We start from the raw sequence: 26,233 nt of genomic DNA on the forward strand, positions 1-26,233 counted from the left end.
CAGCGATCTTGATCGAATGCCCCGAGATCGGAGTGCTTGGCCGAAAGCAAATCGCCAGCCTTGCGGGTTTGGCGCCCATGACCCGCCAATCGGGTCAATGGCACGGCAAGGCCTTCATTCAGGGGGGACGAAAATTCCTGCGCGACGCTCTCTACATGCCGGCCCTCATCGCCATGCACTTCAACACGCAGATGGAGGCAAAATACGAGGCGCTGAAAAGCGCCGGAAAACCCGGAAAAGTCGCCCTGACAGCAATCATACGAAAGCTCATCGAACTGGCAAACGCACTCATCCGCGATGATCGAAAATGGTCAAGAAATGCAGCTTGACCAAGACGGATACTCTAAAGACGTTGCGACGCGTTCAGGCTTTCGACGAGCAAGTCGCCGGTCGCGAGGATGTGCTTGCGAAGCGTGTCGCACGCCCGTTCGGTGTCGCGGATCTTGCACAGTTCCAGGATCGACCGATGTTCGGCTTGCGATTGTTCGCTATGATGCGTCTCTTCCCAGGTAAACCGCAAATAGCGTTCGAAATTCATTCGCAGGTTTTCGATCAGTTCCAGCGTTTTCGGCCGCCGGGCGGGGGTATAGAGTTGTGCGTGAAAGCGGGCGTTGAGCGAGATCTTCGCGTCAACCGAGCTTGCGGCATCCAGCGCGTCAAGAACGTCCTGGCATTGGATGAAGTCGGCGCGCACCATATTCGGAATGGCCCATCGCAGGGCCTGGCACTCCACAAGCGCGCGGAGCTGTGACACTTCCCATGCCTCGTCTGCGCTGAGGACCGCGACGCTGACGCCGCGCCGCGGCTCGGCCTTCAGGAAACCTTCGGCGGTGAGTTGCTTAAAGGCTTCCCTGACGATCATCTGGCTGACGCCATACTGCGTTGCAACCGCATCCTGACGGACACGTTCGCCGCCGGCGAGGCGATTGTGCAGGATCGCGGTCCGCAGTTCATCGATGACGAGGGTCGCTGCCGACCGATTGTCGCCATGACGGCGCGCCTGTGGGTTATCCGTGTCGCTCAAAATCTCGGTCCTTGCTGCAAATTTTAGCGATAATTATTCGCGTCGTCAGTGTCGTGGTTGCCGTCAATTTTTCTCGAACTTTCCTCATAAGTCAATATTTACATGGATTTATCCCCGAACTCCTATTGGCACAATAGCTATTTGCTCGATCATGACCTCGCTTGACACATTATCGATTAACGATTATCGCTAAAAATACCAAATAACAGCCATGTGGATTTTCTGATGTTGCGACTCTCCGATTTCGACGCCGTCACTTTTGATGTCTATGGGACCCTCATCGACTGGGAGCCTTCCATCGTTGCCTTTCTGACAGAATGGGCAAGGAAGGCCGGCGTGAAGGCGGATGGCGAAGAGCTGATCATGGCCTTCGATCGCGCCAGGGCGGAAATCCAGAAGGAGCGACCGGCTCATCTCTATCCCGAGGTACTGCGCCGCTGCTTCGATCGCATCTCCGCCGAATTCGGCGTCCCGGTGGATGCCGGGCAACGGGAGGCGTTTTCAAGAACGCCGCATGAATGGCCGGCTTATTCCGATGCCTCGGAAGGGCTGAAGACGCTGCAGGTACGCGCCAAAATCGGCGCGCTCTCGAACATCGACAATGCCTCGCTTTCGTCCTCTTGCGCGAAGATGGACATACGGTTCGATATCGTCGTCACGGCCGAAAGGGTGGGCGCCTACAAGCCTGCTCAGGAACATTTCGATACGGCCATCGCCGACCTGGATGCGCTCGGTATCCCGCGCAGCCGCATCCTTCACGTCGGCCAAAGCCTGCGGGCGGACATCACGCCGGCCAACAAGCTGGGGCTGAAAAACGCGTGGATCAATCGCCCGCAAAGGCTGCTCGGACTTTCCGGCGAAGGCGCCGCCGAGGCGCGGCCGGATCTGACGGTCGAAAGCCTGGCCGAACTGCTGGACGCAATCGCCTAATCAATCTGAAAACCAAAAAGGGGAATGACATGAAATTTCGCACATTATCCGCGGTCGCAATGATGGCGGCTTCGCTACTCTCGTCGACCGTCGCGTTTGCCCAATCCAGCGACGCGGTGATTGACCGGATCAGGGAGAAGAACGCAATCTCGATCGGCTACCGCGAGGCCTCGATTCCTTTCTCCTACATTGACAAAGAGGGCCGGCCGGTCGGCTATTCGACCGATCTCTGCAAGGAAGTTGCCGAAACGGTGAAGACTGCGCTTGATCTGCCGGACCTGAAGATCGAGTGGGTCCCGGTCAACCTTCAGAACCGGATTCCGCTCGTGGCGAATGGCACGGTCGACATCTCCTGCGAATCGGCCGTCAACACGATCGGCCGGCAGTCGCAGGTCGATTTCTCGAACCCGTTCTTCATCTCCCATACCCGCTTTCTGGTGAAGGCCGGTTCGGGGATAGCAGCACTCGCCGACCTTGACGGCAAGTCTATCGCCTTGCCGATCAATTCGGTTCCGGAGCGGCTGATCAAGTCCCTGGTCGAAAAGGATGACCTCAATGTTCGGATCGTCCCCGTTAAGGATAATTCGGAAGGCTTCCTCGCGCTTCAGACCGGTCGCGCTGATGCATTCTCGACCGACGATATCCTGCTGTTCGGGCTTAAAAACAAGGCGGTTGATCCCGCGGCGTATGAGGTCGTCGGGAAACCGCTCTCCTACGACAGCTACGGTTTTCTCGTCCAGAAAAACAGCACCGTCTTCCTGACCCTCGTGAATGCCACATTGGCGCGGCTTTCGCGCGAGGGGGAATTGCAGGCGCTCTACGGCCAGTGGTTCGACCCGATGGGCGTCCCGCTTTCGCCTGACCTTGCGACAGTCTTTCATGTGATCGCCATTCCGGAATAGGGCGCCGCAACAATCCCGCTTTGGCGCACGGAAGGACGCAAGGATGAACTATTCGTGGAACTGGGCTGTTCTGTTCTCGGAACCTTATCTGCAGTGGCTCGTGTGGGGCACGCTGATGACGATCGTGATCTCACTCGTTGCCTGGGTGGCAGCCCTTGCGATCGGAACCTTTATCGGCGTCCTTCACAGCACGGGAAATGTCTGGATCAGGCTACTGACGCGCAGCTTTATCAGCCTGTTCCGGAATATCCCGCTATTGCTGCAGATGTTCCTCTGGTTCTTCGTGGTCCCGGAACTGCTTCCGGACGCGGCAGGCACGTGGTTGAAGCGCGACCTGCCGTATCCGGCGGTGGTGACCGCCATCGTCGCCCTGGGACTGTTCACCTCGTCGCGCGTTGCCGTGCAGGTCAGCGCCGGCATTGCTGCGCTACCGCCCGGCCAAAGGATGGCGGCGATAGCGTCCGGTCTTTCGCTCGCGCAAGCCTATCGCCACGTGCTCATTCCGCAGGCCTTCCGCGTCATCGTGCCGCCGCTGACCTCCGAATTCCTGACGATCTTCAAGAACTCGTCGATCGCGCTGACAATCGGCGTCTTCGAACTGACGGCGCGTACCCAGCAGATCGAAAGCTACACCTATCAGGGCTTCGAAGCGTTCACCGCCGCCACTGTCATATACGTATCGATTGCGCTCTCCGTGACGATGGTCATGCGCCATGTCGAGCGCCGCACGGCGCTACCGGGAACCATCTGAGAAAGCGGAAACATGTCAGGACTTGATTTCTCCATCATAGCCGACGCCCTGCCTTTTCTCGGCAAAGGCTTGATGATGAGCTTTATGCTGACTGGGATTGCCATGGTCGGCGGTCTGTTGCTGGGGCTGGTTCTTGCGATTCTGCGGCTTTCGAGACTTCGCCTCGTGAGCGCCGTCGCCGCTCTCTATGTCAACGGTTTCCGCGCGATACCGCTGATCCTGGTGATCTTCTGGTTCTACTTCCTGGTCCCGCTGGCGGTGGGCCGCCCGGTTGGCGCGCTTCACTCGGTCATCATCGCCTTCGTCCTGTTCGAAGGGGCCTATTACTCGGAGATTCTGAGAGCCGGCATGCAGAGCGTGCGTCCCGGCCAATGGCAGGCGGCCAAGGCAAGCGGACTGGGCTATCTGCAAACCATTCGGCTGGTGGTGTTGCCGCAGGCCCTGCGGAAGATGGCGCCGCTCATGGTCACCCAGGGCGTCATCCTGTTTCAGGATACGTCGCTGGTCTACGTCGTCTCGCTCCACGATTTCATGACCTCCGCCAGCATTGTCGCCAATACGCAGAACCGCATTGTCGAGATGTATGTGTTCGCGGCGGTCGTCTACTTCATTCTCTGCACGCTCGGCGGCGCGCTCGCCGAGCGGCTGAAACCCAAGCGAGACCGTGCCTGAGCCATTCTCGGTCCGCACGGTCCTCCCATCTATGACTGGATATGCCAATGACGTCGCGCGAAATGATCAGGGTCGAAAATCTGTCCAAACGCTATGGCCATCTGCAGGTCCTGAAAGACTGCAGCCTGACCGTCAGGCGCGGTGAGGTCGTCGTCGTCTGCGGGCCATCCGGGTCCGGCAAGAGCACGTTCGTGAAATGCATCAACGGGATTGAACCGGCCAATTCGGGACATGTGACGATCGAGGGCGAGGCGCTTCCGAGCAAGGGTAGGGCGGCGGCGAAACTCCGCGCGCGTGTCGGCATGGTGTTCCAGCATTTCGAGCTCTACCCGCATCTGCCGGTTCTCGACAATATCTGTCTGGCGCAGGTCCATGTGCTGAAGCGCAGCCGCGACGAGGCGGTGAGCAAGGCCGAGGGCCTTCTTAAGCGCGTCGGATTGCTGGACAAGAAGCAGTCCTATCCTGCTCAGCTTTCCGGCGGCCAGCAGCAGCGCATCGCCATTGTCAGGGCGCTCGCCATGGACCCTGTCGCCATGCTCTTCGACGAGCCTACCTCCGCGCTTGATCCCGAGATGATTGGCGAGGTACTCGCCGTGATGACCGAACTTGCGCAGGAGGGCATGACCATGATCGTGGTCACCCACGAGATGGGTTTTGCCAAGGCCGCCGCGGACCGGATGGTCTTCATGGATCACGGGTCGATCATCGAGGAGGCGGAAACCGAACGCTTCTTTGCCTCTCCTAGCTCCGAACGAGCACGCCTTTTCCTCTCTCGCATTCTGGTCCACTGACATGACTGACCTCATAGCCCCCACCGCCAACGACATTATCGAGGCGCGCCACACGCTTGAAGGCGTGGCGGTTCGCACGCCGCTGCTGCGATCCGAAAAGCTCGACGCCATGACCGGCGCCAGGGTTTTCATCAAATGCGAGAACTTGCAGCGTACCGGCGCCTTCAAGTTCCGGGGCGCCTATAACTGCCTGTCGCGGCTGGATCGCGCGGCTTTTCCGGGTGGGGTCGTGGCCTATTCGACAGGCAATCATGGTCAGGCGATCGCAACGGTTGGCCGGATGCTCGGCATCGCCGCAACCATCGTGATGCCAGCCGATGCGCCCGCGATCAAGATCAGCAAGGCGCGCGAGAATTGCGCGAACGTGGTGCTCTATGACCGCCACACCCAGTCGCGCGAACAGATCGCCGCCGAAATCGCCGAAAAATCACCCGTCGCCATCGTGCCGCCCGGCGATAACCCGCTTATCATTGCGGGGCAGGCAACCGTCGCTGCGGAAGCGTTCGAGCAGGTCGGGGACATCGCGGTCGATACGGTCATGGTGCCTTGCGGGGGAGGCGGTCTTTCGGCGGGAACATGCCTTGCGGCAAGAGCAGTGCCTTCCAGCGCGGAAATCTGGGCCGTCGAGCCGGAGGATTTCGACGATACGCGGCGTTCGCTTGCAAGCGGAAAGCGCGAAGTCAATCAGGCTCTCTCCGGCTCGATCTGCGATGCGCTTCTGGCGCCGACGCCCGCCGAACTGCCGTTTTCGATTAACCGTGAGGGTCTGGCAAAGGTGTTGGTCGCGTCTGATCCGGAGGTGTTGCGGGCGATCCGCTACGCTTTCGAGGAACTGCGTCTGGTCGCCGAACCGGGAGGCGTCATCGCGCTGGCTGCGCTTTTGAACGATCCTCAGGCCGTTCGCGGGAAGACCGTGATCGTCATTATCTCCGGCGGTAATGTCGAACCGACGATTTTCACGCACGCTCTCAACGCCGCCGACGTTCAATCGATCACACTGTAATTCTCTCAACGAGGTTGAAATGGTTTCCATCACCGAAAAATTCGCCACACTCGCAACCGACAACGCGCCGGGGCAGGAAGTCCGACAGAATGCCGGCAATATCAGCGAGATCATGCGTGGCGACAAACTCTCGGGCCGTCTCGTCGATTTCTCGCATGGCGACGTTGATGCCTTCACGCCCACGCCGGGCGCATTCGACCGGTTTTCGGAAGCCGTCGAAGCCGGCGGCCGTCAGGCCTATACCGAATATCGCGGGTCGTCCGACATTCGCGCCGAACTGGCGGAGCGGCTTGCGGCGTTTACAGGGGCATCCGTTTCCGCGGACGACGGGGTCATCCTGACGCCCGGAACGCAGGGCGCGCTGTTTCTGGCGGTCGCCTCCGTGGTCTCGGATGGCGACAGGGTGGCGATCGTGCAGCCCGACTACTTCGCCAACCGCAAGCTGGTCCAGTTCTTCGGCGGCCAGGTGATGCCTGTGGCGATGCATTACATGAATTCGACCGCCGAAGCCGGGTTGGATCTTTCGCAGTTGCGCGCCGCGTTCGAGGCCGGGGCGCGAACCTTCCTGTTTTCCAATCCGAACAACCCCACCGGCGCCGTCTATTCAACAGGTGAGATCGACAGCATCGTCGAACTCGCCCGCGAATTCGACGTCACCATCATCGCGGACCAGCTCTATTCCCGGCTGCGCTATGACGGCGAAAGTTATACCCATATCCGGGCGCGCGGCCTGCCGGCCGAGAAGGTGCTGACCATCATGGGACCGTCGAAGACGGAGTCGCTCAGCGGTTATCGGCTCGGCGTGGCCTTCGGCTCCGCGTCAATCGTCGGGAGGATGGAGAAGCTGCAGGCCATCGTGTCCTTGCGCGCGGCAGGCTATAACCAGGCCGTGTTCAGGACCTGGTTCAATGAGCCGGAGGGATGGATGGACGAGCGGATCCGCCTGCATCAGGCGATCAGGGACGATCTCCTCGCGGTTTTCCGCAGCGGCGGTCTTGATGCGCGCGCACCACAAGCAGGAAGCTACCTGTTTCCGACCCTGCCTGCGCTTTCAGTCGGTCTGCAGGATTTCGTGCGGCTGCTTCGGCATCAAGCCAATGTCATCGTAACACCCGGAACCGAATTCGGGCCTCACCCCAACAGCGTTCGGCTGAACTTCTCGCAGGATCATGCGGCAACCGTCGAAGCCGGCAAGCGCATCGTCGAGATGGTTCGCCGCTATCGCGGCGAGAACAGCTGATGGACCGGAGCGCACCGCGACCGCAGGGACGCTATCTCCCGGCAAAGCGTCACCGCGATCTGATCTTCGTCTCCGGAATGACGCCAAGAGAAGACGGCCAACTTCTTCACGTAGGGAAGGTTGCGCCGGATGCCCCGGTCGAAACCTACCGGCAGGCGGTGGAACTGGCTGCCGGGAATGCGCTGAGGGCAGCGCGGTCCCAACTGTTCGATGGCGAACAGATAGTTTCGGTTCTAAACCTGACGGTCTATGTGAACGCACCGGAGGGATATACCCTTCACAGCAAGATCGCCGATTTTGCTTCAAGCTTCCTGGAAAAGTATACAAATGATGGCATATCCAGCCGGGCTGCCGTCGGAGTGAGTTCCCTGCCGAGAGATGCCACCGTTGAAGTGTCTATGATCGCGACGGCAAACCATGTCGTGCCCGAAGCGGTTTCTGAATGACACCGATGATCGGATGGCTAGGTGTAAGGTTCGAATCCCTTCAAGACCTTTGTGACGAACCCCACTGACAGGTTGTGTCACTGCTGAAATTGGCAGCATCGAGTTAGTGACTTATGCACTCTTTGTCGTTCGGATTTTCACCGTGATTCCCGTGCACCGGGTTCTTGCGTCAACTGGATCGGTGGAACATGCGCTGGCTCGGCGGGCTGTTTGCTGCACCGGGATACCATGCGTTTCAGGACGGCCGACAGGTGTGTGACGAATATAACTCTCGCTGCCTCATGTGGGTTCTCCCTGCCTGAGGCGGTGAGCGATCTCCAGAACGCTGGTCCGCGCCGTATGCCTGTCGCACACATTCACGCAAGGGGTCCCGCGTCTTGCCACCCACGGGATCAGCACATCGAAGTCCAGTTCTGCAATGGCTTCCAGACTGGCGATGTAATTCTGGCGATTGCTTTCGCCGAGCACCACCGCCTCCCATCGGCCGTCATGGTTCCAGATGCTGTCGCCGCTGAACAGAACCCTGTGGTCTCCGCAGGTCCAGAGGAACATGGCGGAGCCAGCGGTGTGACCGGGCGTCGGGATGATGTCGATATACGCTTGGTTGTTCTGATACGCATCGAAGGTCCGGACATTTGGCAGGGAACGTGCCGTCTCGGCCCGATCGGCTGCCGCGACATAGGGCGTCAGGTCCAGCTCGGGCGGCCCATACATTTCCTCGTGCCAATGGCTCATCAGCAGCGTTTTCGGCGCGCCGCCTTCCATTGTGGCGCTTTCCGACAGGCCCGGCGCGTTGTAGATCGCCAGTGTGCCGTTCTCTCCCTTGATGAGGAAGGACCGGACGACGACGTCGCGCATGAAGGGCAGGTCCGCGGCCGACGTGGTGAAGAGATTGGGCAGGGAAATTTCGTTGCTTGTGACCTGCGTCAGCATTGGCTTCCTCCGTTCATTGACTGTGCGGCTTGTATGTTGCGGCTGCTGTCCATCATCACGCCGCAAGCGATCCGCCGAAACGTTGGGGAACGAGATCCGCCCGCTCGTCGCCGCTCCTGATCAGGTCGAGAATTCTGTCCGCGACCCTCTCTGGCGTGTGGGCCACGGCCGCGGCGGGCTCGGCCCTGGCCGCCTCGCTGCCGGCCTTGAGTGCATCGGTGAATTCCGTGGCGGTGACGAAGGGAAGCATGGTCGAGACCGCGATTCCCTGATCGGCCAGTTCCGCGCGCGCCACGGCGGAGAGCATGTTGAGTCCTGCCTTGGCGCTGTTATAGGCGACGCTATGCGGGCGCGGGTAAAACGTCACCCCCGAGCTCACATTGATGATGGCGCCGGCGCCCTGGGCGCGCATCAGTGGAAGCACCGCCTGCATCATGATCAGCGGCGCCACCAGGTTGAGGTCGAGAATATCCCGGAAATCCTCGATCGCGATATCTTCGATGGCGGCTTCGAGTCCCTGACCGGCGTTGTTGACCAGCACGTCGACCCGTCCATAGGTGTCTTCAGCCTGATCCCTGTCGGTGACATCGCACCGAACGGCAAGGGCATTGCCCAGTTCTTCGGCGAGTTCGGTGATGCGATCCTCGCGCCGCGCCAGCAGGACAAGGCGCGCGCCGGCGGCGAACGCCGCCCGCGCCGTCGCAGCGCCGATGCCGGACGATGCGCCGGTAATCATGATGACGGAACCTTGAATGTTCATGCCGTTTACCCCTGTTGTGGCCGGCTGGAGGTCCGAGCCTATGCCGATGGGCTAAATGATGCTATCATAAGATAACTATCATATAATAGGCAAAATGGCAACCATGAACGACGACACCGCGCGCAAGCTCTACACGCTCGCTGACCTGATTCACGCCGTCGGACGTCATTTGTCTGTTCCGGACGGCCTCGAACCCGGACCGTGCACGCCGGTCGAAATCCTGGTGATGCGCCATGTTCTGCAAAACCCCGGCACGTCCGCGCGCGAAGCCGCCGAGGCTGCCCTTCTGCCCTCGAGCAATTTCAGCCGCGTTCTTCGCGGATTGACCGAAAAAGGCCTGCTGCGGCAGGAAACGGACGAGCGCGATGCGCGGGGGAAGAGGCTTTATCTGACCGACCGCGCCAAGGCCAACTTCAAAAGAATGCAGGAGGTCTGGAGCCGCGACCTCTCGGGACTGATCGAAGATGACCGTCAGCTCGAAGCGGTCAACGCAACGCTGAGGCATATTGAGACCAGGCTCATCGAGCGCCGGAAGGGCGACGCTTCAGGAAGCAAGGGCACCGCTCGTCAGACCTCCGTTTAGATCCATGTCAGGTAGCTCTGCGGCCCTCGACAAACCGGACCATATAGTGTCAACAGGTAGTACCTTTCGATACGGAGGCTCGTGTGGCATCAGCTAACGTCTATCAAGCTCGATGACGACATGAAAGGCCGCGCTTGGCATCTGGCGGAAGCGCGGCAACGAACGTCGCACTGGATCATGCGGAAAGCGATCTCGCAGTATGTTGAACGTGAGGAGAAGCGTGAAGCTTTGCGGCGCGATACGGTGCGTGCTTGGGAAGAGTTCCAAGAAACCGGCATTCACGCGACGGCTGAAGACGTGGACCGCTGGCTGGAAAGCTGGGGAACGGACAACGAGCTGCATGCGCCTGAATGTTACAGGTAATATTTGCCCCGGCAGCCATCCGGGATTTGCAACGACTCTGAGACTTCCTGCGCCCGAAGAACCCGATGCCGCCCGCCGTGCTGATGAGACCATTCGCCAAAGCCTGAAGATCCTCACCTTGGCCGGATGGTCGATGACATGCCCGAGGAGGCCCGGGAACGACTCATCGACTTCGGTGACAGAGGGTATATCCCACAGTATCTTATTGATGATACGCAGATAACTATTCTGGGAATCCGGCATCAAAAAGAAGCTGGATATTTTTAATCCATCCTCCGAAAGAGCAAGATGCTGCAGGGCGTGTTGGTCCCACCGGTCTAGGTATGATCGGCAACGCCAAAATGGCCGGAGTGTCTTTCTGAAGATCGGGAGGAAGCCCAAATTGAACTACCGCGCGCAGCCAGCGCCCGGCCTTTCGCCGCTACCGGAGAACGAAGAAGAGCGACTGGAAGCCCTTCGTCAGGTCCACATTTTGGATACACCTCCTGAAGAGACCTTCGACCGATTGAAACGGTCGGCAGGACCCTTCAGATCGGTTCGACGCGCTGATCTTCAATGAAGGCGATGATCGCTTCAGCGGGCGGTCGAATTACACCTGCGCAGAATAAGCTGGCGCCTTGCACGATATCTCATGCGCCCGGCGCAGCTTACGGCTCTGAGGTTCGAGCGCTTTAATCCGATCTCGTTCCTCGGTCGTCCCAATCCGCCTCAGTCGGCCGTCCAGCCGCCGTCGATCATCAAGGCGCTGCCGGTGATCAGCGACGCGGCGTCGGAGGCGAGGAAGGTGACGGCGCCCATGATGTCCTCGACCTCGCCGATGCGGCCGAGCTTGATTTTGTCCTCGACCCATTTCAGCCGCTCGGGATTGGCAAAGGTCTGTTCGGCGAGCGGCGTCCGGATGAAGGTAGGGCAGATCGTGTTGACGCGAATGCCGTGGCCGCCCCACTCGATCGCCATCGATTTGGTGAAGCCTTCGACCGCGTGCTTGGTGGCGCTGTAGACTGCGCGGTCGATGCCGCCGACATGGGCCATCTGCGAGGAAATGTTGATGAGCGAACCGGGCCGACCGGCAGAAATCAACATGGAAGCGACGGCGCGGGTCAGGAAATAGGCCCCGCGCAGATTGATGTCGGTGGTCAGGTCGAAATCCGCAAGCGAGGTCTGAAGCGCCGGCGCGTGGCGTGCAATGCCGGCGCTGTTGACGAGAATGTCGAAGGGGCCGCTTTCTGCGACCCGCGCCTCCGTCTCCTCGACATTCTGCACATCGAGCGCCATCGCCCGCGCCTCGTATCCGGCCTCCGCAAACGCGGAAACGACTTCATCAAGCCGGTCCGCCGAGCGCGCGGCGAGCGTGACGCGCGCGCCGGCTTCGGCCAGCGCGGCGGCTGCTGCAAGGCCGATGCCGGAGGATGCGCCCACGACGAGGGCGGCGCGGCCATCCAGCCGGAACGAGGGCGTGCGGGGTAGTTTCAACATCCCGGCCTCACTCGGCTGCCGTGCCATAGGCGACATTGCGCCCGCCATAGCGGCGCACGCGGACATTCGCCTGCTCCGCATGACCGACAAAGCCTTCCAGCATGCAAAGCCGCGAGCAATAGGCGCCGATATTGGCCGCCGCCTCGTCAGTCAGCACCTTCTGGTAGGAATGGGTCTTGAGGAACTTGCCGACCCAGAGCCCGCCGGTGTAGCGCCCCGCCCGACGCGTCGGCAGCGTGTGGTTGGTGCCGATCACCTTGTCGCCATTGGCGACATTGGTGCGGGGGCCGAGAAACAGCGCGCCATAGGAGCGCATGTTTTCCAGGAACCAGTCATCGCGGTCGGTCATCACCTGCACGTGCTCGGATGCGATCTCCTCGGAAACCTGCAGTATTTCCTCATAGCTATCGCAGACGATGACCTCACCGTAATCCGCCCAGCTTTTTGCCGCGGTTTCGGCCGTGGGCAGGATCTTCAGCAAACGATCGATTTCTGCAAGCGTTGCCTCGGCGAGCTTCATCGAGTTTGTGACCAGCACCGCCGGCGAATTATAGCCATGCTCGGCCTGGCCCAGAAGATCGGTTGCGCACAATTCGCCATCAACCGTGTCATCGGCGATCACCATGGTCTCCGTCGGGCCGGCGAACAGGTCGATCCCCACCCGGCCGAAAAGCTGGCGCTTGGCCTCGGCCACATAGGCATTGCCCGGCCCGACCAGCATATGCACCGGGTCGATCGTCTCGGTTCCGATCGCCAGCGCGCCCACCGCCTGAATGCCGCCCAGCACGTAGATCTCGTGCGCGCCGCCAAGATGCATCGCCGCGATCACCGCCGGATTGGGCTCGCCCCTGAAGGGCGGCGTCGCCGCCGCAATGCGTGGAACGCCTGCCACCGAAGCGGTCGCGACCGACATATGCGCGGACGCCACCATCGGAAACTTGCCGCCCGGCACATAGCAGCCCACCGACTGGACCGGGAGGTTGCGGTGGCCGAGGATAACGCCGGGCATGGTCTCCACCTCGATATCGCGCATCGAATCCCGCTGGGCCTGCGCAAAATTGCGCACTTGCGCTTGGGCAAACTTGATGTCCTCCATGTCGCGCGTCGAAACCCGGTTCATCAGCGCCTCGATCTCCGAGGACGTCAGACGGAAGGCGGAGGGCGTATAGTTGTCGAACTTCTCCGACAGTTCGCGCACGACCGCATCGCCCCGCTGTTCGATGTCCTTGAGGATGCCCTCGACGGTGCTGCGCACCTTGAGGTCATCGTCGGAACGCTCGGTCTCGGGCTTGCCTCGCTTGATATGGGTGATCGTCATGGAACGTCTCTCTTTCGTCGGTGAATTGCGCCGCGATTGTCAGATCTCTGCGGGTTCGCGATGGGAAAGGTCATTATTTTCGGCCGGCACGGGACAGATCAGCGGCAGGCTGACCAGTTCCAGCGCCCCGGCTATCCGGATGAGCATGCGCTCCTGCCCGAAGCCGCCCACAAGCTGGGCACCGAGCGGAAGACCGGTGTCGCCGAGGCCGCAGGGCAGCGAAATCGCCGGGTGGCCGCTCATGTTGAAGGGCATGGTGCGCATCGGCGTCCAGACCGGACCATCGCGAAAATCGGTGAAAGCAGGCGCGGGTCCGAGCGTTGTCGGCGTCAGCAGCGCCGCACATGTCTGCAATGCCTCATCGACCCGAAGACGGAACCCGGCCGCGACCGATTGCGCCGCTGCAACGTGCTCATCTGTCAGCAACGCGCCGGTGAGCAGGTTGCGCCGCGCATCGACGCCATAGGCCTCGTAATTGCGGCCAAGGCCCTCCTTGTGCACGGCAAGCGCCTTGGCCTGCAGGATCACGGTGGCCGCGTCCTCGAGCGGCTGATAATCCGGCAGATCGACCAAGTTGATCCGCGCGCCGAGCATCGAAAGCCTTCCGGCGGCATCGTCCAGCGCAGACAGCACGGCGGCATCGGTATGCGGATCATCGGCAAACCAGTCGCGGGCATAGCCGATGACGAGCCCGGCAATGTCCTGTCTCGGCGCCACCGGCGCAAAGCCGGGAATGAGCCGCTCGAGCACGAACGCCACGTCGTCGACAGAAGCCCCGATCGGGCCGACGACATCGAGGCTCCGCGACAGCGGAAAGCATCCGCGATCGGGCACAAGCCCCCTCGTCGGCTTCAGCCCGACAACGCCGCAATAGGCGGCCGGCGCGCGCACCGAGCCGCCGGTGTCCGTGCCGAGCGCTACCCGCATCAGACCGCCGGCCACCGCCGCCGCCGAGCCCGAGGAGGAGCCGCCGGTGATATGGTTGGTGTTCCAGGGGTTGCGCGCCGGTGGGTTCGGCTGGTCATAGGCAGGGCCGGTCAGCGCGTATTCATAGGTCGCGAGCTTGGCCACGGGGATCATGCCCGTCCGGCGCAGCGTGGCCACTACGGCGGCATCCTCGGCAGGCATCTCGTTATGGGCATGGGAGCCGCAGCGGGTCGGCTGGCCGGCGACATCAATGATATCTTTGACGCCGAAGACGAGCCCGGCAAACGGCGGACGGTCCTCGGGCGCCATCAAGTCGAGACGCTCGGCCTCGGCAAGCGCTGTCTCCGACAGGTGGACGATCGACTTGAGGGCGCCGTCCCGCCGCGCGATGCGCTCAAGGGCGGCCTCGACCAACGCCGACGCGGTCATTTCGTTCGCCGCCAGCATCGCCGCCTGCTGCCTAAATGTCAGGTCAAGCGGCATCGACTTTACCTTTGGCGAGCTTTTTGCCGATCAAAGCCAGATGTTTGGCCTGGCCGAAGGCGGCCCTGGCGTCCTCTTCAGACGCCTTTATGCCCAAAGCCTTGAGCCGGTCGAGAAAGCTTCCGAAGTCCATGCCTGGCATCCGTGTTGAATATGATTGCATAGGCTAAATATCAGATAAATAACCATAAAGAAAAGATAGTTGCGTCAAAATATGCAAAAAATTTGCATAAGTATGCATTATTTGGTTGATAGGAAGGGAGAATTCGATCACTATAACTGCAAGCGTATGCAAATGAAATACCACCGATCGGCGTAAAGAGGACAGATATGGGTTCCGAAGACAAGACCACAGCGATCACCAAGAATGCCAAGCCGCAGCGTGGCGACGGGCCCCATGAGGGGCGCGTCATGCAGGTTGAGCGTTCGGACTTCACCGACCTGGTGCCCGAGGGCCGGGCCCCCGTGCAAGGCATGGATGGCTTCGATCCCTGTTATTCGGATATCGTCGACTATATCGTCCGCTGCACGCACAAGATCTGGGACGAACGCGATGTCGGCCTGATCTACACCCATTACACCCATAATATCGTGCTCTACACTCCGCTGGCCAATGTCTATAACCGCGAGGCCGTGGTGCGCGACACGATCCAGCGCCTGGCCTCCCTGCCGGAACGCCACGGGATGGCGACGCATGTGGTCTGGAACGGGGACGACAAGGACGGCTTCTACACCTCGCATCTCGTCACCGGCTCGGGCCGCTATACCCAGAACGGGCAGTACGGCCCCGCCAATGGCAGGCCCTTCGTCTCCCGCACGATCGCCGATTGCATGATCCACCGCAACAAGATCTACCGCGAATGGGTGGTGTCCGACCAGATGGCGATCATCCGCCAGCTCGGCATCGACCCCGTGCCCTATGCGGAAAAGATCGCCGCCGCCAAGCTGGCGCAGGGCCTGACCCAGCTCGATATCGGCGAGGTCGGGCTGATGCTCGGCCAGTATCCCCCGGCCGAAGAGGCGAACCTCGATATTGCCAACAATGATATCGAGCGCACCACGCTTTCCTGGCTGCATGATGTCTTCAATCGCAAGATGTTCGGCCGGATCCGCGACGTCTACGCGCCGACCGTGATGTATCACGGACCGCTGATGAAGGAGCTCTACGGCACCGCCTCCGTGACCCACCAGACGCTCGGCCTCGTCGCCAGCATGCCCGATGCCGTGTTCGCCCCGCAGCATATCTGCTCCACGCCCTGCATCGAAGGCGGCACCAAGGTTGCCGTGCGCTGGGTGATGGAAGGGCATCACCTTGGCTACGGCGCGCTGGAAAGCCTCGGCGATCCGACCGGCAAACATATCCGGTTGATGGGCATGTCCCACTACCACTACAAGAACGGTCGGATCGTTGATGAGTGGACCGTTTACGACGAGCTTTCCATGCTGGTGCAGATCAAGCTTGCCCAGATGGCCGACAAGGCTTCGGCCACCGCCGAGGCGGCCGAATAATCATCATCAACCCACAAGATGATCTGCGACCAACGCAGACGCGAACCAACGGAGTGTGGAATGAAAACCCTGACTTTGACAACGGCAGCCCTGGCACTCGTTCTCGGTGCGGGGGCCGCCCATGCGGGATGCGGGATTGAAGGCGGCAGCGTCCGCATCCTGGCGAATGATTTCGATGCCATTGGCACCGTGCTGGACGGCGCCAAGGCCTGTGCCGGCGACGGCGTGACCGTTGAGGTCAACATGACCACCGAGCACAAGTCCATCCAGGTCCCGGCGCTGACGGTCAATCCGGCGCAGTACACCGTTGCGGTGATCGCCAATAACTCGATCGTGCCGCTGCTCAACGACGATCTGATCCGCCCGATGGATGATCTGGTCGAGAAATACGGCCAGCAGCTTCAGCCGTCCCAGCTCGTCAAGGTTGGCGGCAAGGTCATGGGCATCGCCTTCATGGTGAACGGCCAGAACCTCTATATCCGGGGCGATATCCTGGAAGAGGCCGGTCTCGAGCAGCCGACCACGATCGAGGGCATTCTGGAGGCCGCGAAGGTGATCCGCGAAAAGGGGATCATGGAATATCCGCTGGCCGCCGCCGACCAGGCCGGCTGGTATCTCGGCAATGAATTCGTCAACACCTATCTCGGCCTTGGCGGCGAATTCTTCGAGCCGGGCTCGGCCGAACCCGCCATCGATGGCGAGACCGGCCTGAAGACGCTGGAGATCATGAAGGCGCTCACCGAATATATGGGCCCGGAATACATGACCTACACCTCCAACGAATTGAAGGCGATGTATCTCGCCGGCGAGGTCGCGATCATGAACCAGTGGGCCTCGATGGTGAACGGCCATATCGATCCGAACGGCCCCGCGCCTGAAATCGGCGAGGCCACCATCCTCGCCCCCGCGCCGACCGTCGGCGGCGGCGACATTCCGGCGGCAGCGCTCTGGTGGGACGGCTTCACTATTGCCAAGAACATTTCGGATGAAGACGCCGAAGCCTCGTTCATCGCCATGATGAACGGCATCCGCCCGGAAGTCGCCACGGAAAATCCCGCGGGCGCCGCCTGGCTGATGGCCGGCTTCAACCCGCCGCCGACCGCCGAAGCAATCCTCGCCAACGCTGCAAACGGCGCCCAGGCCTATCCGATGTCGCCCTATATGGGGCTGATGCACACCGCACTTGGCGCCGAACTGCCGGACTTCATGCAGGGCAAGGAATCCGCCGAGCAGGCGCTGGCCGATGTCGAGGCCGCCTATCGCGCCGCCGCGCGCGAAGCCGGTTTCCTGAACTGATATTGCGTCGTCGCGGCCCCGCCCGATAATGGCGGGGCCGCATCACGTTCCGGGGTATCCTCATGCGCCATCGAGATTTCGCCGCCTTCATCCTGCCGTCGGCGCTTGCCATGCTGCTGTTCATCGCGCTGCCGATCATCTCGGTCGCGGTCCAGTCGCTGTTCGTCGAGCACGATCAGGTGCTGGTTTCGGTCGAGAACTGCGGCCCCTTCGGCTGCAAGGAAGAGACCCGCGTCGACACAGCCGCGACTGCGGCGCTGCGCGACGCCGAACCGCTCGGCAAGTTCACCGGGCTCGGCACCTATTTCAACCGCTCGCATCTGGCCGTTGACGAGGTCGGCGCGATCCTCGCCGACAACCAGGGTTTCAGGGATGTCGTCGCGCGGATCTACAATCTTCCCCTTTACAAGGCGCTGAGCTTCACCCTGATCTATACCTTTCTCGTGACGCCGCTTGCGATCTTGTTCGGCTTCGCCGTCGCGCTCGGCGTCAACATGACGCCGCGGATCTATCGCGGGCCGGTGATCTTCCTGTCGCTGCTGCCCTATATCGTGACGCCGCTGCTCGGCTCGCTCATCCTGTTCTGGATGATCAATTCCGACGGCATCATCGGCGCCACTTTGCAATTCCTGTTCCAGGACCCCGAGCTCTCGCTGAAGGCGAGCCCGTTTCTCACCTGGGTCACGCTGATAGTCTACGGCACGTGGCACATGACGCCCTTCGCCTTCGTGGTGTTCTACGCCGGCCTGCAGACGCTCCCGCAGGACACGCTGGAATCGGCGATGATCGACGGCGCCAACCGGTTCGAACGCATCCGCTATGTGGTCGTCCCGCACCTCGTGCCGCTCGCGACCTTTGTCGGGCTGGTGCTGCTGATGGATAATTTCCGGGTGTTCGAGCCGATCATCGGGTTCTCGTCGGAAGCGAACGCCACCTCGCTCTCCTGGCTGATCTACAACGACCTCACAGGCCAGGTGGACCAGCTATTCGGCTCGGCCGCCGCCACCTCGATCCTGACCATGATCGGCGTCGTCATTCTCCTCAGCCCCGTCCTGGTGCGGACCTGGCGCGAATTCAACAGAAAGGCCCGGGCATGAAAGGCACGATCGGCTATTCCAGACCGCTTGCGATCTTCACCTCGGCGGTCCTGCTCATCTGGCTCATCATGGCCGCTTTCCCGTTCATCTGGACGGTCTGGGGCTCGTTCAAGGTGGAGGCGGATTTCTTCAGCCGGGTCTCGTTCTGGAACGCGATCTTCGGATCGGCGACCGAGCGCCAGACCGGCAGCGCGTTCACGCTCGACGGCTATCGCGGCGCCTGGGTGGAGCGCCAGTTCTACGTCTCGGTGTTCAACACCGCGATCGTGACGGTCTGCGTCACCTCGATCTCGCTGTTGTTCGGCACACTTGGCGGCTACGCGCTGTCGCGCTCGACCCGCAAATACACGTTCTGGATCCTGATCGCGGCGCTGGTGTTCCGCGCCATGCCGCACATCACCCTGGTCTCGGGCTTCCTGCTGCCCTTCTTCGAACTCAACATCTGGGGCTACCTGCCGACCGCGATCATCGTGCTGGTCGCCATCAACCAGCCCTTCACCATCTGGATGCTGCATTCCTTCTTCCTGTCGATCCCGAAGGACCTCGACGAAAGCGCGATGGTGGACGGATGCACGCGGTTCCAGGCCTTCCGGCTGGCGATCATGCCGGTGATGTGGCCGGGCGTGATCACCACCGGCCTGTTCAGTTTCCTGCTCGCCTATAACGACTTCTCGGTCACGGCGCTGCTGCTGAACCAGCACAACCAGACCATGGTGCCCAAGATCAATTCCTTCCTCGGAACAGTGCAGACCGAGGGCACCATCATGTATGCGGTCGCCGCCACCGTTTCGGCCACCGTTCCACTGTTCATTCTCGTGATGTTCTTCCAACGCCAGATCGTCAGCGGCCTCACCGCCGGCGCCGTCAAGGGTTAGACCATGGCCGAAATCCACCTGAAAAACGTTTCCAAGCGCTGGGGCCGAGTCGTCGGCGTCGACAATTTCGACCTGAAGATCGCCGATCGCGAATTTCTGGTCCTGCTCGGCCCCTCCGGCTGCGGCAAGACCACGACAATGCGGATGATCGCGGGGCTCGAGACCGTCACCGATGGCGAGGTGATCATCGGCGGGCGCGTGGTCAACCGGCTGGAGCCGAAGGACCGCGACATCGCCATGGTGTTCCAGAGCTACGGGCTCTATCCCAACCTTTCGGTCTACGAGAACATCCGCTTTCCGCTGAAGGTGCGCAAGGCGCCCAGGGCCGAGCATCATGAACGGGTGATGCGGGCGGCCGAGATGGTCGACCTGACCCAGCTTCTCGACCGCCGCCCGGCCGAGCTTTCCGGCGGCCAGCGCCAGCGCGTGGCGCTTGCCCGCGCGATCGTGCGCAAGCCGACCGTGTTCCTGATGGACGAACCGCTGTCGAACCTCGACGCAAAGCTGCGCGTCTCCACGCGCGCCGAGATCAAGAACCTGCAATATCAGCTGAAGACCACGACGATCTACGTAACCCACGACCAGATCGAGGCGATGACCCTTGCCGACCGGGTGGTGGTGATGAACAAGGGCGTGATCCAGCAGGTCGGCTCGCCGACCGAGATCTACGATTTTCCCGCCAACACCTTCGTCGCCTCCTTCATCGGCTCGCCGGCCATGAACCTTGTCGATGGCGCGATCGAAAACGGCGTGTTTTCGGCGCAAAACATCAAGGTGGCGGGGTTTCCGACCGCCCGTTCCGGCCCGATCACGCTCGGCTTCCGCGCCGAGGACGCCGAGATGACCGACGGCCCGGCCGAGCTTGAGGCCGAGATATTCGCTCTCGAGCTTCTGGGCGATGCCTCGATGGTGGCGGTGGAGGTCGGCGGCGACCTCGTCAACCTCAAGGCCACCAAGGATTTCCGCGCCGAGATCGGCACGCCGCTTTCAGCCCGCATCCCGCGCGCCGCCTGCCACCTCTTCGATGCGACAACCGGCGAACGGCTGCAGCTTGAGGGGTGACAGAAACCGCCCCTGACTGTAGGGAGAATGAGGAACAAGCCCGGAGAACAGCGTGAACAGCAAACAGGTCACATCCGTTGACGTCGCCCGACGCGCCGGCGTCAGCCAGTCGGCCGTTTCACGTTTTTTCACGCCCGGCGCCTCGGTCTCCAAGAAGACCGCCGAGAAGATCCGGATCGCAGCCGAGGAGCTCGGCTATCGCCCCAATGTTCTGGCCCGCGCGATGATCACCGGCAAGAGCCGGATCATCGGCGTGGTGGTCTATTATTTCGAAAACCAGTTCTATCCCGAAGCCGTCGAGAAACTGTCGATCGCGCTGCAGGAGAACGGCTACCACGTGCTCCTGTTCATGGCCTCCAGCACGATCGGCGATGTCGAGCCGGTGATCCAGGAAATCCTGTCCTATCAGGTGGATGGCCTGATCATGGTGTCGGTTTCTCTGTCCTCCACACTTGCCGAGCGCTGCCGCGACCACGGCATTCCGGTTCTGTTGTTCAACCGCGAACAGCCCGCCGACCGGTTGCGCGCCGTCACCAGCGACAATTACCAGGGCGGGCGCATGGCCGCGCAACTGCTGCTTAAGGGCGAGCCGAAGCGAATTGCCCACCTGGCAGGTTTCGGAGGCGCCTCCACCCAGATCGATCGCGAGGCCGGCTTTCTGGCGGCTTTGAAGGATGCCGGAAGAGAACTTCATTCCCGCGCGGACGGCAATTTCCACTATGTCGAGGCGAGCGACGCCGCGCGCGAGCTCTTCGATGTCGCCGAACCGCCGGATGCCCTGTTCGTCAGCGACGATCATATGGCGATCGCGGCGCTCGACGTCATCCGGCTGGAATTCAAATTGAGGGTGCCGGAAAACGTCGCCGTCGTCGGCTTCGATGATATTCCGCAGGCGGCCTGGCCCTCATTCAACTTGTCCACCATCCGTCAGCCGATCAACCAGATGGTGTCGACCGCCGTTGCCGAACTGATCGACGCGATCGACGGCAACCAGGATGTCCGCAAGATCCGCATCCCGCCCGTCCCGATCGTGCGCGGCACCACGCGGTAACGGCCCTCAGCGGCGCAGGACGAGCCGTCCCGAGAGCCGCGACCCCGCACCGTCCGTTTTTTTGCATTCCTATGCAAAATTCCTTGCCTCTCTTGATGATTCCTAGTATTGCAATCGTATGCAATTTTATGCCTGAAAGGCTGGCAGCCCTGGCTGCCGGGAAAGGAATACCATGATCGACATGCAAGCCCGGATCGTCCGTTACGGCGAGCTCGTTCCCTGCAAGACCGCCTTCATCGACGCCCACACGCCCGGCTCGAACCAGAAGGAGAACTTCACGATCATCGGCGGCGGCGTATCGGAATCGCCGGACCAGCATGTCCACATCAAGGATACGCCCGGCTTCAATATTGGTGCCGCCGGCCAGCCGCCGAAATGCCGCAACTCGCTTCATTCGCACCGCACGGCGGAAGTGTTCTTCGTGCTGAAGGGCCGCTGGCGGTTTTTCTGGGGCCGCTGGGGCAATGCCGGCGAGGTGGTGCTGGAGGAGGGCGATATCTTCAACATTCCGACCGGCATCTTCCGCGGATTTGAAAACATCGGCACCGATTACGGGATGATCATGGCGATCCTCGGCGGCAATGACGCCGGCGGCGGCGTCATCTGGGCGCCGCAGGTGATAGAGGACGCTCGCGATCATGGGCTGGTTCTCGGCAAGAACGGAAAGCTCTATGACAGCAAGAAAGGGCAGAAGCTGCCCGATGGCGTCACGCCCATGCCGCTTCTGACCGATGAAGAACTCAGGGCCTTCCCCGAACCGACAACCTCCGAGGTGATCCCCGGCTATGTCGCGCGCTACTGGGACCTGATGGCGCTTGCCGACCGGCATCCGGCGAAGGTGATTGGCGAACATGGGGTGCTGCGCGACCGGCCCGGCTTCGAGGTCGATTTCCTCAACCACAACTCCGCCCGCGACGAGGTGATCCGCTCCGATCGCAACGACGTGCTGATGATCATGCGCGGCCACTGGCGGCTGACATGGGATGGCGGCGAGGCCATTCTCGCGCCGGGCGACACCTGCGCCGTGCCGCCGAACCGCGACTATCGGCTGGTGCCATCGATGACCGGCGAGGCGAGCCTCTACCGGGTGCGCGACACCGACGATCCGGCCGGCGCAACCTGGAGAGACTGAGCGTGACGCTGCCGCTGGTTTTCCTGCCCGGAATGATGTGCGACGCGCGCCTGTTTTCGCCGCAGATCGCAGCGCTTTCGGCGCGGCGCACGATCGTCTGCGCGGCGCTTTCCGGCGAGCGGTCCATGGCTGAGATGGCGGATCGCGTGCTCGGCGAACTGCCGCCCCGGTTTGCGCTGGCAGGCCTTTCCATGGGCGGCATCCTGGCCATGGAAATGATCCGGCAGCAGCCGAACCGCATCGAGCGGCTGGTGCTGATGGCCACCAATCCGCTTGCCGAGCAGCCGAAGGTAAAGGCCGGACGCGAGCCGCAAATCGAACGGGCGAAAACGGGCGCGCTTGCGGCGATGATGGAGGACACCTTCATCCCCCGCTATCTCGCGCGGCCAGACCCTGAACTTGCAGCACTCTGCCACGACATGGCGATGGCGGCCGGGCCCGAGACCTTCATCAGACAGTCGGAGGCGCTGCGCGATCGGCCGGACCAGTGCGAGATGCTGCGTGGCGTGGACTGTCCGACCCTCATCCTTTCCGGCGACGAGGATCGGCTCTGCCCGCCAGAGCGACACGCGCTCATGAAAGAGCTCATGCCGCATGCCGTGCGGATATCATTGCCCGGCATCGGCCATCTCCCAACCCTCGAAGCCCCCGAAGAAACAACGAAGGCACTGACCGCATGGCTGACCTGACCCCGGACCTCCTGACGCTGCTGAAAAGCGTCGATACCCCCACGGTCTGCAACGCGATCGAGGTGATCGAGGGAAAACGCGGCTTCGACCGCTTCACCCGGGGCACGCTCATGGCAAGCGACCCGGCCGGGGTTCTGGTGGGCCAGACCCGCACCGCGCGCATCTCCGCGCTCGCCCCTTCGCCTGAAGCGCCGGAAAAGGTGCGCGCCCGGCGCATGGATTACTACCGCCATATGGCCGATGGCGACGGGCCGCGCATTGCCGTGGTCGAGGATATCGATGGCGCTGCCGCAATCGGCGCGTTCTGGGGTGAGGTCAACACCACCGTCCACAAGGGGCTCGGCCTTGCCGGCGCGCTGACCAATGGCCTGATGCGCGATCTCGGCGACATGGCGCCTGACTTTCCGGTGCTCGCAGGCTCTGTCGGCCCGTCCCACGGCTTCGTGCACGTGACCGAGGTCGCGGTTCCGGTCACCGTTTTCGGCCTGACGGTTGCGCCCGGCGACTGGATCCATGCCGACCGTCACGGCGCGGTGGTGATCCCGGACGGTTATCTTGCCAGCCTTGCCGCGGCGATCGGCAAACTTCACGCAAGCGAGGCGATCGTTCTTGACGCCGCCCGCGCACCCGATTTCGATTTTGCCAGGTTCGAGGCGGCATGGGTCGCTTTCGAGGCGGCGCGCACCTGAAAGAAAGATCATGAGCAGATTACCGATCCCCGAGACCGTCACCTTTATCAAGGCTCCGGGCCGCGACGCCGCCGCCGACAATGCGCCGGTGGAAAAGCTGGTTGCCGAGGTTATTGCCCGCGTTGAAAGCGAGGGCGATGCGGCCGTCGCCGAGTACTCGGCCCGTTTCGACAAGGCCGAACTCTCCCGCTTCGAGGTAACCGCCGAGGAGCGCGAACAGGCGCTCTCCCGCCTCGATCCGCAGACCCGCGCGGATACGGAATTCGCCATTGCCAATGTGCGCGCCTTCGCCGAGGCGCAGCTCGGCTCGATGTCAGAAATCGAGATCGAGATCCGCCTCGGCGTCCATCTCGGTCATCGCAACATTCCGCTGGAACGGGTCGGCTGCTATGTGCCGGGCGGGCGCTATCCGCTGCTGTCGGCGCCGGTCATGTCGATCGTGCCGGCCAAGGTCGCGGGCGTCGGCGAGGTGATCGCCTGCCTGCCGCCGAACGCCCATGAGGCGATGATCGCCGGCTGCCACCTCTCCGGCGCCGACCGGATTTTCCGGATCGGCGGCGCGCAGGCGATCGCGGCGATGGCGGTCGGAACCGAGAGCGTGCCGGCTGTCGACAAGATCGTCGGCCCCGGCAATGCCTTCGTCAACGAGGCCAAGCGCCAGATCTTCGGCCCCGTCGGCATCGACCAACTCGCCGGACCTTCGGAGATCTTCATTCTTGCAGATCACACCGGCGATGCCGAGATGATCGCGACCGACCTGCTGGCCCAGGCGGAGCATGACACCCGCACCCGCGTCGGCTTGATCACCACCGACGCAGCATTGGCCAAAGCGGTGCTGGCCGAAGTCGATCGCCAGCTCGAAACGCTGTCGACCGCCGCAACGGCAGGGCAGGCCTGGCGCGACTATGGCGAGATCGCGCTCTGCCCGGACGAGGCCACCATGATCGCCTATTCCGATATCGTCGCCGCGGAGCACCTCCAGGTGCACACGGAGGACGCGAAGGCCTTCGCCAGACGGCTCAGCCATTACGGCTCGCTGTTCATCGGAACCAATGCCAGCGTCGTCTATTCCGACAAATGCTGCGGCACCAACCACACCTTGCCCACGATGGGCGCGGGCCGCTATACCGGCGGGCTATGGGTCGGCACCTATATCAAGACCGTAACCCATCAGTGGCTCGACGAGGAGGGCATCCGCCAGGTCGCGCCCCCTGCGGTCCGCCAGTCCGCCTCCGAAGGCCTCGAAGGCCACCGCCGCGCAGCCGCGCTCCGGCTGGAACGGCTGCAGGCCCGCTAGGCTCCACACAAGGGGTAGAAGCAAGTGCAGAGCGAAATCCCACGTCCGGTTTAGGGGTCGACGAGATCGACCTGTTGCCTGCGTCGATAGCGTCTGGGGCTGACGCCGTGGGTTTGGCGGAAAAGCCTGTAGAAGTGGCTGAGGTCCTCAATCCCGCAGGCAAGCGCGATGTCGAGGATCGGCTGGTCGTCGCTCAGGAGCAGCCTGGCGGCGAGCGACATGCGCATGCCGTTCACCCAGGAGGAGGGCGTCTGGCCGAAATGGCGTCGGAAACTGCGCGCCACATGTTCATGGCTGCGGCCGCTGTTGCGGACAAGGAACTGCACCCCCTCGCGCAGCGAAGCGGGGTCATGCATCGCTTCACAGGCATTCAGCAGCCAGGCGGGCGCGGTGCCCGGCACCTCGGTTTCATTCGACAGCAGCGTTGTCATGACATGGAGCAGGAAGGCTTCGATCCGTGCCGGCGTGCGGGCACCGCGATCAAGCGCCTTTTCCAGATAATCCAGTTCGTCCAGGCTTTTCTGATCGAGCAGGTAGGATGAGGGCGTTTCGCTTTCGGACCAGAAGAACCGGTTTCCAAGCTCGTCGCCATAGCGATCCCGCAGGAAGCCGGCGGTGGCCTGCGAGAAGGCCACGTTGATCATCCGGCATGGGGCGGTGTTGAAGTTCTGGAAGGCGTGCGTGTCATCCGGGCGGATAAAGGCCAGCATGCCCGGGGTGATCTGCTCCTGCCTCGCGTTGATGAAATGCGTGCAGTAGCCGGTCGTGATCCAGAACACCTCGAAAAATTCGTGGCGATGGCGCATTACCGGCGGCGTGCGACGCACGAGACTGCGGCTGATATGGAAGGCATCCGTGGAGCCGAGTTCCGCCGCGAGGCTTACGACGCGAACGCCGGCTTGATCAATATTGTCCACTTTTTTGTCAATCTCCC

General features: G+C 62.0%; 29 protein-coding genes, 1 pseudogene and 1 other annotated feature. Of the genes and pseudogenes, 21 read left to right on the forward strand and 9 right to left on the reverse strand.

The window, feature by feature from the left end; translation table 11 throughout:
- Window positions 1–8 precede the first annotated feature (8 nt).
- Window positions 9–329 carry an IS110 family transposase gene (locus Mame_RS27475; RefSeq protein WP_051085167.1) on the forward strand — a complete coding sequence of 107 codons (321 nt, stop codon included), beginning with the start codon at window positions 9–11 and terminating at the stop codon, window positions 327–329.
- Between the two features lie 14 nt (window positions 330–343).
- Here the strand turns inward: Mame_RS27475 and Mame_RS25885 are convergent, their stop codons facing one another.
- On the reverse strand, window positions 344–1,024 hold the full coding sequence (locus tag Mame_RS25885; RefSeq protein ID WP_018067066.1) for a GntR family transcriptional regulator: 681 nt from the start codon (window positions 1,022–1,024) through the stop codon (window positions 344–346).
- Window positions 1,025–1,249: 225 nt separating this feature from the next.
- On the opposite strand from Mame_RS25885, the gene Mame_RS25890 reads away from it, so the two are divergent.
- Genes Mame_RS25890 through Mame_RS25925 form a run of 8 tightly spaced genes read left to right on the forward strand, consistent with a single transcriptional unit; the run spans window position 1,250 to window position 7,759 of the window.
- Window positions 1,250–1,954 carry an HAD-IA family hydrolase gene (locus tag Mame_RS25890; protein ID WP_026173872.1) on the forward strand — a complete coding sequence of 235 codons (705 nt, stop codon included), beginning with the start codon at window positions 1,250–1,252 and terminating at the stop codon, window positions 1,952–1,954.
- A gap of 29 nt (window positions 1,955–1,983) precedes the next feature.
- The gene (locus Mame_RS25895) at window positions 1,984–2,856 is read left to right on the forward strand and encodes an amino acid ABC transporter substrate-binding protein (protein WP_026173871.1); all 873 of its coding nucleotides are present in this window, start codon (window positions 1,984–1,986) and stop codon (window positions 2,854–2,856) included.
- Between the two features lie 43 nt (window positions 2,857–2,899).
- Entirely contained in the window at window positions 2,900–3,607 is a 708-nt protein-coding gene (locus tag Mame_RS25900; protein ID WP_018067063.1) for an amino acid ABC transporter permease, read from the forward strand.
- Between the two features lie 12 nt (window positions 3,608–3,619).
- Complete coding sequence (locus Mame_RS25905; RefSeq protein ID WP_018067062.1) at window positions 3,620–4,279, forward strand: amino acid ABC transporter permease; 660 nt, start codon at window positions 3,620–3,622, stop codon at window positions 4,277–4,279.
- A gap of 47 nt (window positions 4,280–4,326) precedes the next feature.
- The gene (locus tag Mame_RS25910; RefSeq protein WP_018067061.1) at window positions 4,327–5,070 is read left to right on the forward strand and encodes an amino acid ABC transporter ATP-binding protein; all 744 of its coding nucleotides are present in this window, start codon (window positions 4,327–4,329) and stop codon (window positions 5,068–5,070) included.
- A 1-nt stretch (window position 5,071) separates the two neighbouring features.
- The gene (locus Mame_RS25915; protein ID WP_018067060.1) at window positions 5,072–6,073 is read left to right on the forward strand and encodes a threonine ammonia-lyase; all 1,002 of its coding nucleotides are present in this window, start codon (window positions 5,072–5,074) and stop codon (window positions 6,071–6,073) included.
- Window positions 6,074–6,092: 19 nt separating this feature from the next.
- Window positions 6,093–7,313 (forward strand): pyridoxal phosphate-dependent aminotransferase, encoded by a 1,221-nt coding sequence (locus tag Mame_RS25920; protein WP_018067059.1) that lies wholly within the window; start codon window positions 6,093–6,095, stop codon window positions 7,311–7,313.
- Complete coding sequence (locus tag Mame_RS25925) at window positions 7,313–7,759, forward strand: RidA family protein (protein ID WP_018067058.1); 447 nt, start codon at window positions 7,313–7,315, stop codon at window positions 7,757–7,759. Before Mame_RS25920 ends, Mame_RS25925 begins: the two co-directional genes overlap by 1 nt.
- Window positions 7,760–8,038: 279 nt before the next feature.
- On the opposite strand, the gene Mame_RS25930 is transcribed toward Mame_RS25925, so the two are convergent.
- Both Mame_RS25930 and Mame_RS25935 read right to left on the reverse strand, forming a co-directional pair.
- Complete coding sequence (locus tag Mame_RS25930; RefSeq protein WP_018067057.1) at window positions 8,039–8,692, reverse strand: MBL fold metallo-hydrolase; 654 nt, start codon at window positions 8,690–8,692, stop codon at window positions 8,039–8,041.
- Between the two features lie 55 nt (window positions 8,693–8,747).
- Window positions 8,748–9,452 carry an SDR family oxidoreductase gene (locus Mame_RS25935; protein WP_026173870.1) on the reverse strand — a complete coding sequence of 235 codons (705 nt, stop codon included), beginning with the start codon at window positions 9,450–9,452 and terminating at the stop codon, window positions 8,748–8,750.
- 103 nt (window positions 9,453–9,555) lie between these two features.
- On the opposite strand from Mame_RS25935, the gene Mame_RS25940 reads away from it, so the two are divergent.
- Complete coding sequence (locus Mame_RS25940) at window positions 9,556–10,035, forward strand: MarR family winged helix-turn-helix transcriptional regulator (RefSeq protein WP_018067055.1); 480 nt, start codon at window positions 9,556–9,558, stop codon at window positions 10,033–10,035.
- 120 nt (window positions 10,036–10,155) lie between these two features.
- Window positions 10,156–10,398 carry a CopG family ribbon-helix-helix protein gene (locus tag Mame_RS25945; RefSeq protein ID WP_051085171.1) on the forward strand — a complete coding sequence of 81 codons (243 nt, stop codon included), beginning with the start codon at window positions 10,156–10,158 and terminating at the stop codon, window positions 10,396–10,398.
- 511 nt (window positions 10,399–10,909) lie between these two features.
- Window positions 10,910–11,009 (reverse strand) — a sequence feature (AL1L pseudoknot).
- Here Mame_RS25945 and Mame_RS26975 read toward each other — a convergent pair.
- The 5 genes and pseudogenes from Mame_RS26975 to Mame_RS26980 all read right to left on the reverse strand — a co-directional run.
- Window positions 10,938–11,101 (reverse strand): annotated as a pseudogene (locus Mame_RS26975) (IS3 family transposase); the annotation flags it as partial. (Overlaps the previous feature by 72 nt.)
- Before the next feature lie 5 nt (window positions 11,102–11,106).
- Entirely contained in the window at window positions 11,107–11,874 is a 768-nt protein-coding gene (locus tag Mame_RS25955; RefSeq protein WP_018067052.1) for an SDR family NAD(P)-dependent oxidoreductase, read from the reverse strand.
- A gap of 7 nt (window positions 11,875–11,881) precedes the next feature.
- Entirely contained in the window at window positions 11,882–13,192 is a 1,311-nt protein-coding gene (gene hisD / locus Mame_RS25960; RefSeq protein WP_018067051.1) for a histidinol dehydrogenase, read from the reverse strand.
- Window positions 13,193–13,231: 39 nt separating this feature from the next.
- Window positions 13,232–14,602 (reverse strand): amidase, encoded by a 1,371-nt coding sequence (locus Mame_RS25965; RefSeq protein ID WP_018067050.1) that lies wholly within the window; start codon window positions 14,600–14,602, stop codon window positions 13,232–13,234.
- On the reverse strand, window positions 14,592–14,735 hold the full coding sequence (locus tag Mame_RS26980; protein ID WP_155122313.1) for a hypothetical protein: 144 nt from the start codon (window positions 14,733–14,735) through the stop codon (window positions 14,592–14,594). The genes Mame_RS25965 and Mame_RS26980 overlap by 11 nt, the downstream gene beginning before the upstream one ends.
- Before the next feature lie 197 nt (window positions 14,736–14,932).
- On the opposite strand from Mame_RS26980, the gene Mame_RS25970 reads away from it, so the two are divergent.
- The 10 genes from Mame_RS25970 (at window position 14,933) to hisD (Mame_RS26015) (ending at window position 25,299) form a co-directional block, all read left to right on the forward strand.
- A complete protein-coding gene (locus tag Mame_RS25970) occupies window positions 14,933–16,111 on the forward strand; it encodes a nuclear transport factor 2 family protein (protein WP_018067048.1) in 1,179 nt (392 codons plus the stop codon).
- Window positions 16,112–16,171: 60 nt separating this feature from the next.
- Window positions 16,172–17,407 carry an ABC transporter substrate-binding protein gene (locus Mame_RS25975; protein WP_026173868.1) on the forward strand — a complete coding sequence of 412 codons (1,236 nt, stop codon included), beginning with the start codon at window positions 16,172–16,174 and terminating at the stop codon, window positions 17,405–17,407.
- Between the two features lie 62 nt (window positions 17,408–17,469).
- The gene (locus Mame_RS25980; protein WP_018067046.1) at window positions 17,470–18,504 is read left to right on the forward strand and encodes a carbohydrate ABC transporter permease; all 1,035 of its coding nucleotides are present in this window, start codon (window positions 17,470–17,472) and stop codon (window positions 18,502–18,504) included.
- A complete protein-coding gene (locus Mame_RS25985) occupies window positions 18,501–19,379 on the forward strand; it encodes a carbohydrate ABC transporter permease (RefSeq protein ID WP_018067045.1) in 879 nt (292 codons plus the stop codon). The genes Mame_RS25980 and Mame_RS25985 overlap by 4 nt, the downstream gene beginning before the upstream one ends.
- A 3-nt stretch (window positions 19,380–19,382) precedes the next feature.
- Window positions 19,383–20,441 (forward strand): ABC transporter ATP-binding protein, encoded by a 1,059-nt coding sequence (locus tag Mame_RS25990; protein WP_018067044.1) that lies wholly within the window; start codon window positions 19,383–19,385, stop codon window positions 20,439–20,441.
- Window positions 20,442–20,493: 52 nt separating this feature from the next.
- Entirely contained in the window at window positions 20,494–21,492 is a 999-nt protein-coding gene (locus Mame_RS25995) for a LacI family DNA-binding transcriptional regulator (protein ID WP_018067043.1), read from the forward strand.
- Window positions 21,493–21,664: 172 nt separating this feature from the next.
- Complete coding sequence (locus Mame_RS27485; protein WP_018067042.1) at window positions 21,665–22,624, forward strand: cupin domain-containing protein; 960 nt, start codon at window positions 21,665–21,667, stop codon at window positions 22,622–22,624.
- Window positions 22,625–22,626: 2 nt separating this feature from the next.
- The gene (locus Mame_RS26005) at window positions 22,627–23,313 is read left to right on the forward strand and encodes an alpha/beta fold hydrolase (RefSeq protein ID WP_018067041.1); all 687 of its coding nucleotides are present in this window, start codon (window positions 22,627–22,629) and stop codon (window positions 23,311–23,313) included.
- Window positions 23,301–24,002, forward strand: coding sequence for an RraA family protein (locus tag Mame_RS26010; RefSeq protein ID WP_018067040.1), 702 nt, complete (start codon window positions 23,301–23,303; stop codon window positions 24,000–24,002). The genes Mame_RS26005 and Mame_RS26010 overlap by 13 nt, the downstream gene beginning before the upstream one ends.
- A gap of 10 nt (window positions 24,003–24,012) precedes the next feature.
- Window positions 24,013–25,299 (forward strand): histidinol dehydrogenase, encoded by a 1,287-nt coding sequence (hisD, locus tag Mame_RS26015; protein WP_018067039.1) that lies wholly within the window; start codon window positions 24,013–24,015, stop codon window positions 25,297–25,299.
- Between the two features lie 50 nt (window positions 25,300–25,349).
- On the opposite strand, the gene Mame_RS26020 is transcribed toward hisD (Mame_RS26015), so the two are convergent.
- On the reverse strand, window positions 25,350–26,216 hold the full coding sequence (locus Mame_RS26020) for a helix-turn-helix transcriptional regulator (protein WP_155122314.1): 867 nt from the start codon (window positions 26,214–26,216) through the stop codon (window positions 25,350–25,352).
- Window positions 26,217–26,233 lie beyond the last annotated feature (17 nt).

It is taken from the genome of Martelella mediterranea DSM 17316, from assembly GCF_002043005.1.
GTDB classification, from domain to species: domain Bacteria; phylum Pseudomonadota; class Alphaproteobacteria; order Rhizobiales; family Rhizobiaceae; genus Martelella; species Martelella mediterranea.

Coding starts and splice junctions, on each gene's coding strand:
- Mame_RS25890 (WP_026173872.1), top strand. CDS start 1,250: ATGTTGCGACTCTCCGATTTCGACGCCGTCACTTTTGATGTCTATGGG.
- Mame_RS25895 (WP_026173871.1), top strand. CDS start 1,984: ATGAAATTTCGCACATTATCCGCGGTCGCAATGATGGCGGCTTCGCTA.
- Mame_RS25900 (WP_018067063.1), top strand. CDS start 2,900: ATGAACTATTCGTGGAACTGGGCTGTTCTGTTCTCGGAACCTTATCTG.
- Mame_RS25905 (WP_018067062.1), top strand. CDS start 3,620: ATGTCAGGACTTGATTTCTCCATCATAGCCGACGCCCTGCCTTTTCTC.
- Mame_RS25910 (WP_018067061.1), top strand. CDS start 4,327: ATGACGTCGCGCGAAATGATCAGGGTCGAAAATCTGTCCAAACGCTAT.
- Mame_RS25915 (WP_018067060.1), top strand. CDS start 5,072: ATGACTGACCTCATAGCCCCCACCGCCAACGACATTATCGAGGCGCGC.
- Mame_RS25920 (WP_018067059.1), top strand. CDS start 6,093: ATGGTTTCCATCACCGAAAAATTCGCCACACTCGCAACCGACAACGCG.
- Mame_RS25925 (WP_018067058.1), top strand. CDS start 7,313: ATGGACCGGAGCGCACCGCGACCGCAGGGACGCTATCTCCCGGCAAAG.
- Mame_RS25930 (WP_018067057.1), bottom strand. CDS start 8,692: ATGCTGACGCAGGTCACAAGCAACGAAATTTCCCTGCCCAATCTCTTC.
- Mame_RS25935 (WP_026173870.1), bottom strand. CDS start 9,452: ATGAACATTCAAGGTTCCGTCATCATGATTACCGGCGCATCGTCCGGC.
- Mame_RS25940 (WP_018067055.1), top strand. CDS start 9,556: ATGAACGACGACACCGCGCGCAAGCTCTACACGCTCGCTGACCTGATT.
- Mame_RS25945 (WP_051085171.1), top strand. CDS start 10,156: ATGAAAGGCCGCGCTTGGCATCTGGCGGAAGCGCGGCAACGAACGTCG.
- Mame_RS25955 (WP_018067052.1), bottom strand. CDS start 11,874: ATGTTGAAACTACCCCGCACGCCCTCGTTCCGGCTGGATGGCCGCGCC.
- hisD (WP_018067051.1), bottom strand. CDS start 13,192: ATGACGATCACCCATATCAAGCGAGGCAAGCCCGAGACCGAGCGTTCC.
- Mame_RS25965 (WP_018067050.1), bottom strand. CDS start 14,602: ATGCCGCTTGACCTGACATTTAGGCAGCAGGCGGCGATGCTGGCGGCG.
- Mame_RS26980 (WP_155122313.1), bottom strand. CDS start 14,735: ATGGACTTCGGAAGCTTTCTCGACCGGCTCAAGGCTTTGGGCATAAAG.
- Mame_RS25970 (WP_018067048.1), top strand. CDS start 14,933: ATGGGTTCCGAAGACAAGACCACAGCGATCACCAAGAATGCCAAGCCG.
- Mame_RS25975 (WP_026173868.1), top strand. CDS start 16,172: ATGAAAACCCTGACTTTGACAACGGCAGCCCTGGCACTCGTTCTCGGT.
- Mame_RS25980 (WP_018067046.1), top strand. CDS start 17,470: ATGCGCCATCGAGATTTCGCCGCCTTCATCCTGCCGTCGGCGCTTGCC.
- Mame_RS25985 (WP_018067045.1), top strand. CDS start 18,501: ATGAAAGGCACGATCGGCTATTCCAGACCGCTTGCGATCTTCACCTCG.
- Mame_RS25990 (WP_018067044.1), top strand. CDS start 19,383: ATGGCCGAAATCCACCTGAAAAACGTTTCCAAGCGCTGGGGCCGAGTC.
- Mame_RS27485 (WP_018067042.1), top strand. CDS start 21,665: ATGATCGACATGCAAGCCCGGATCGTCCGTTACGGCGAGCTCGTTCCC.
- Mame_RS26010 (WP_018067040.1), top strand. CDS start 23,301: ATGGCTGACCTGACCCCGGACCTCCTGACGCTGCTGAAAAGCGTCGAT.
- hisD (WP_018067039.1), top strand. CDS start 24,013: ATGAGCAGATTACCGATCCCCGAGACCGTCACCTTTATCAAGGCTCCG.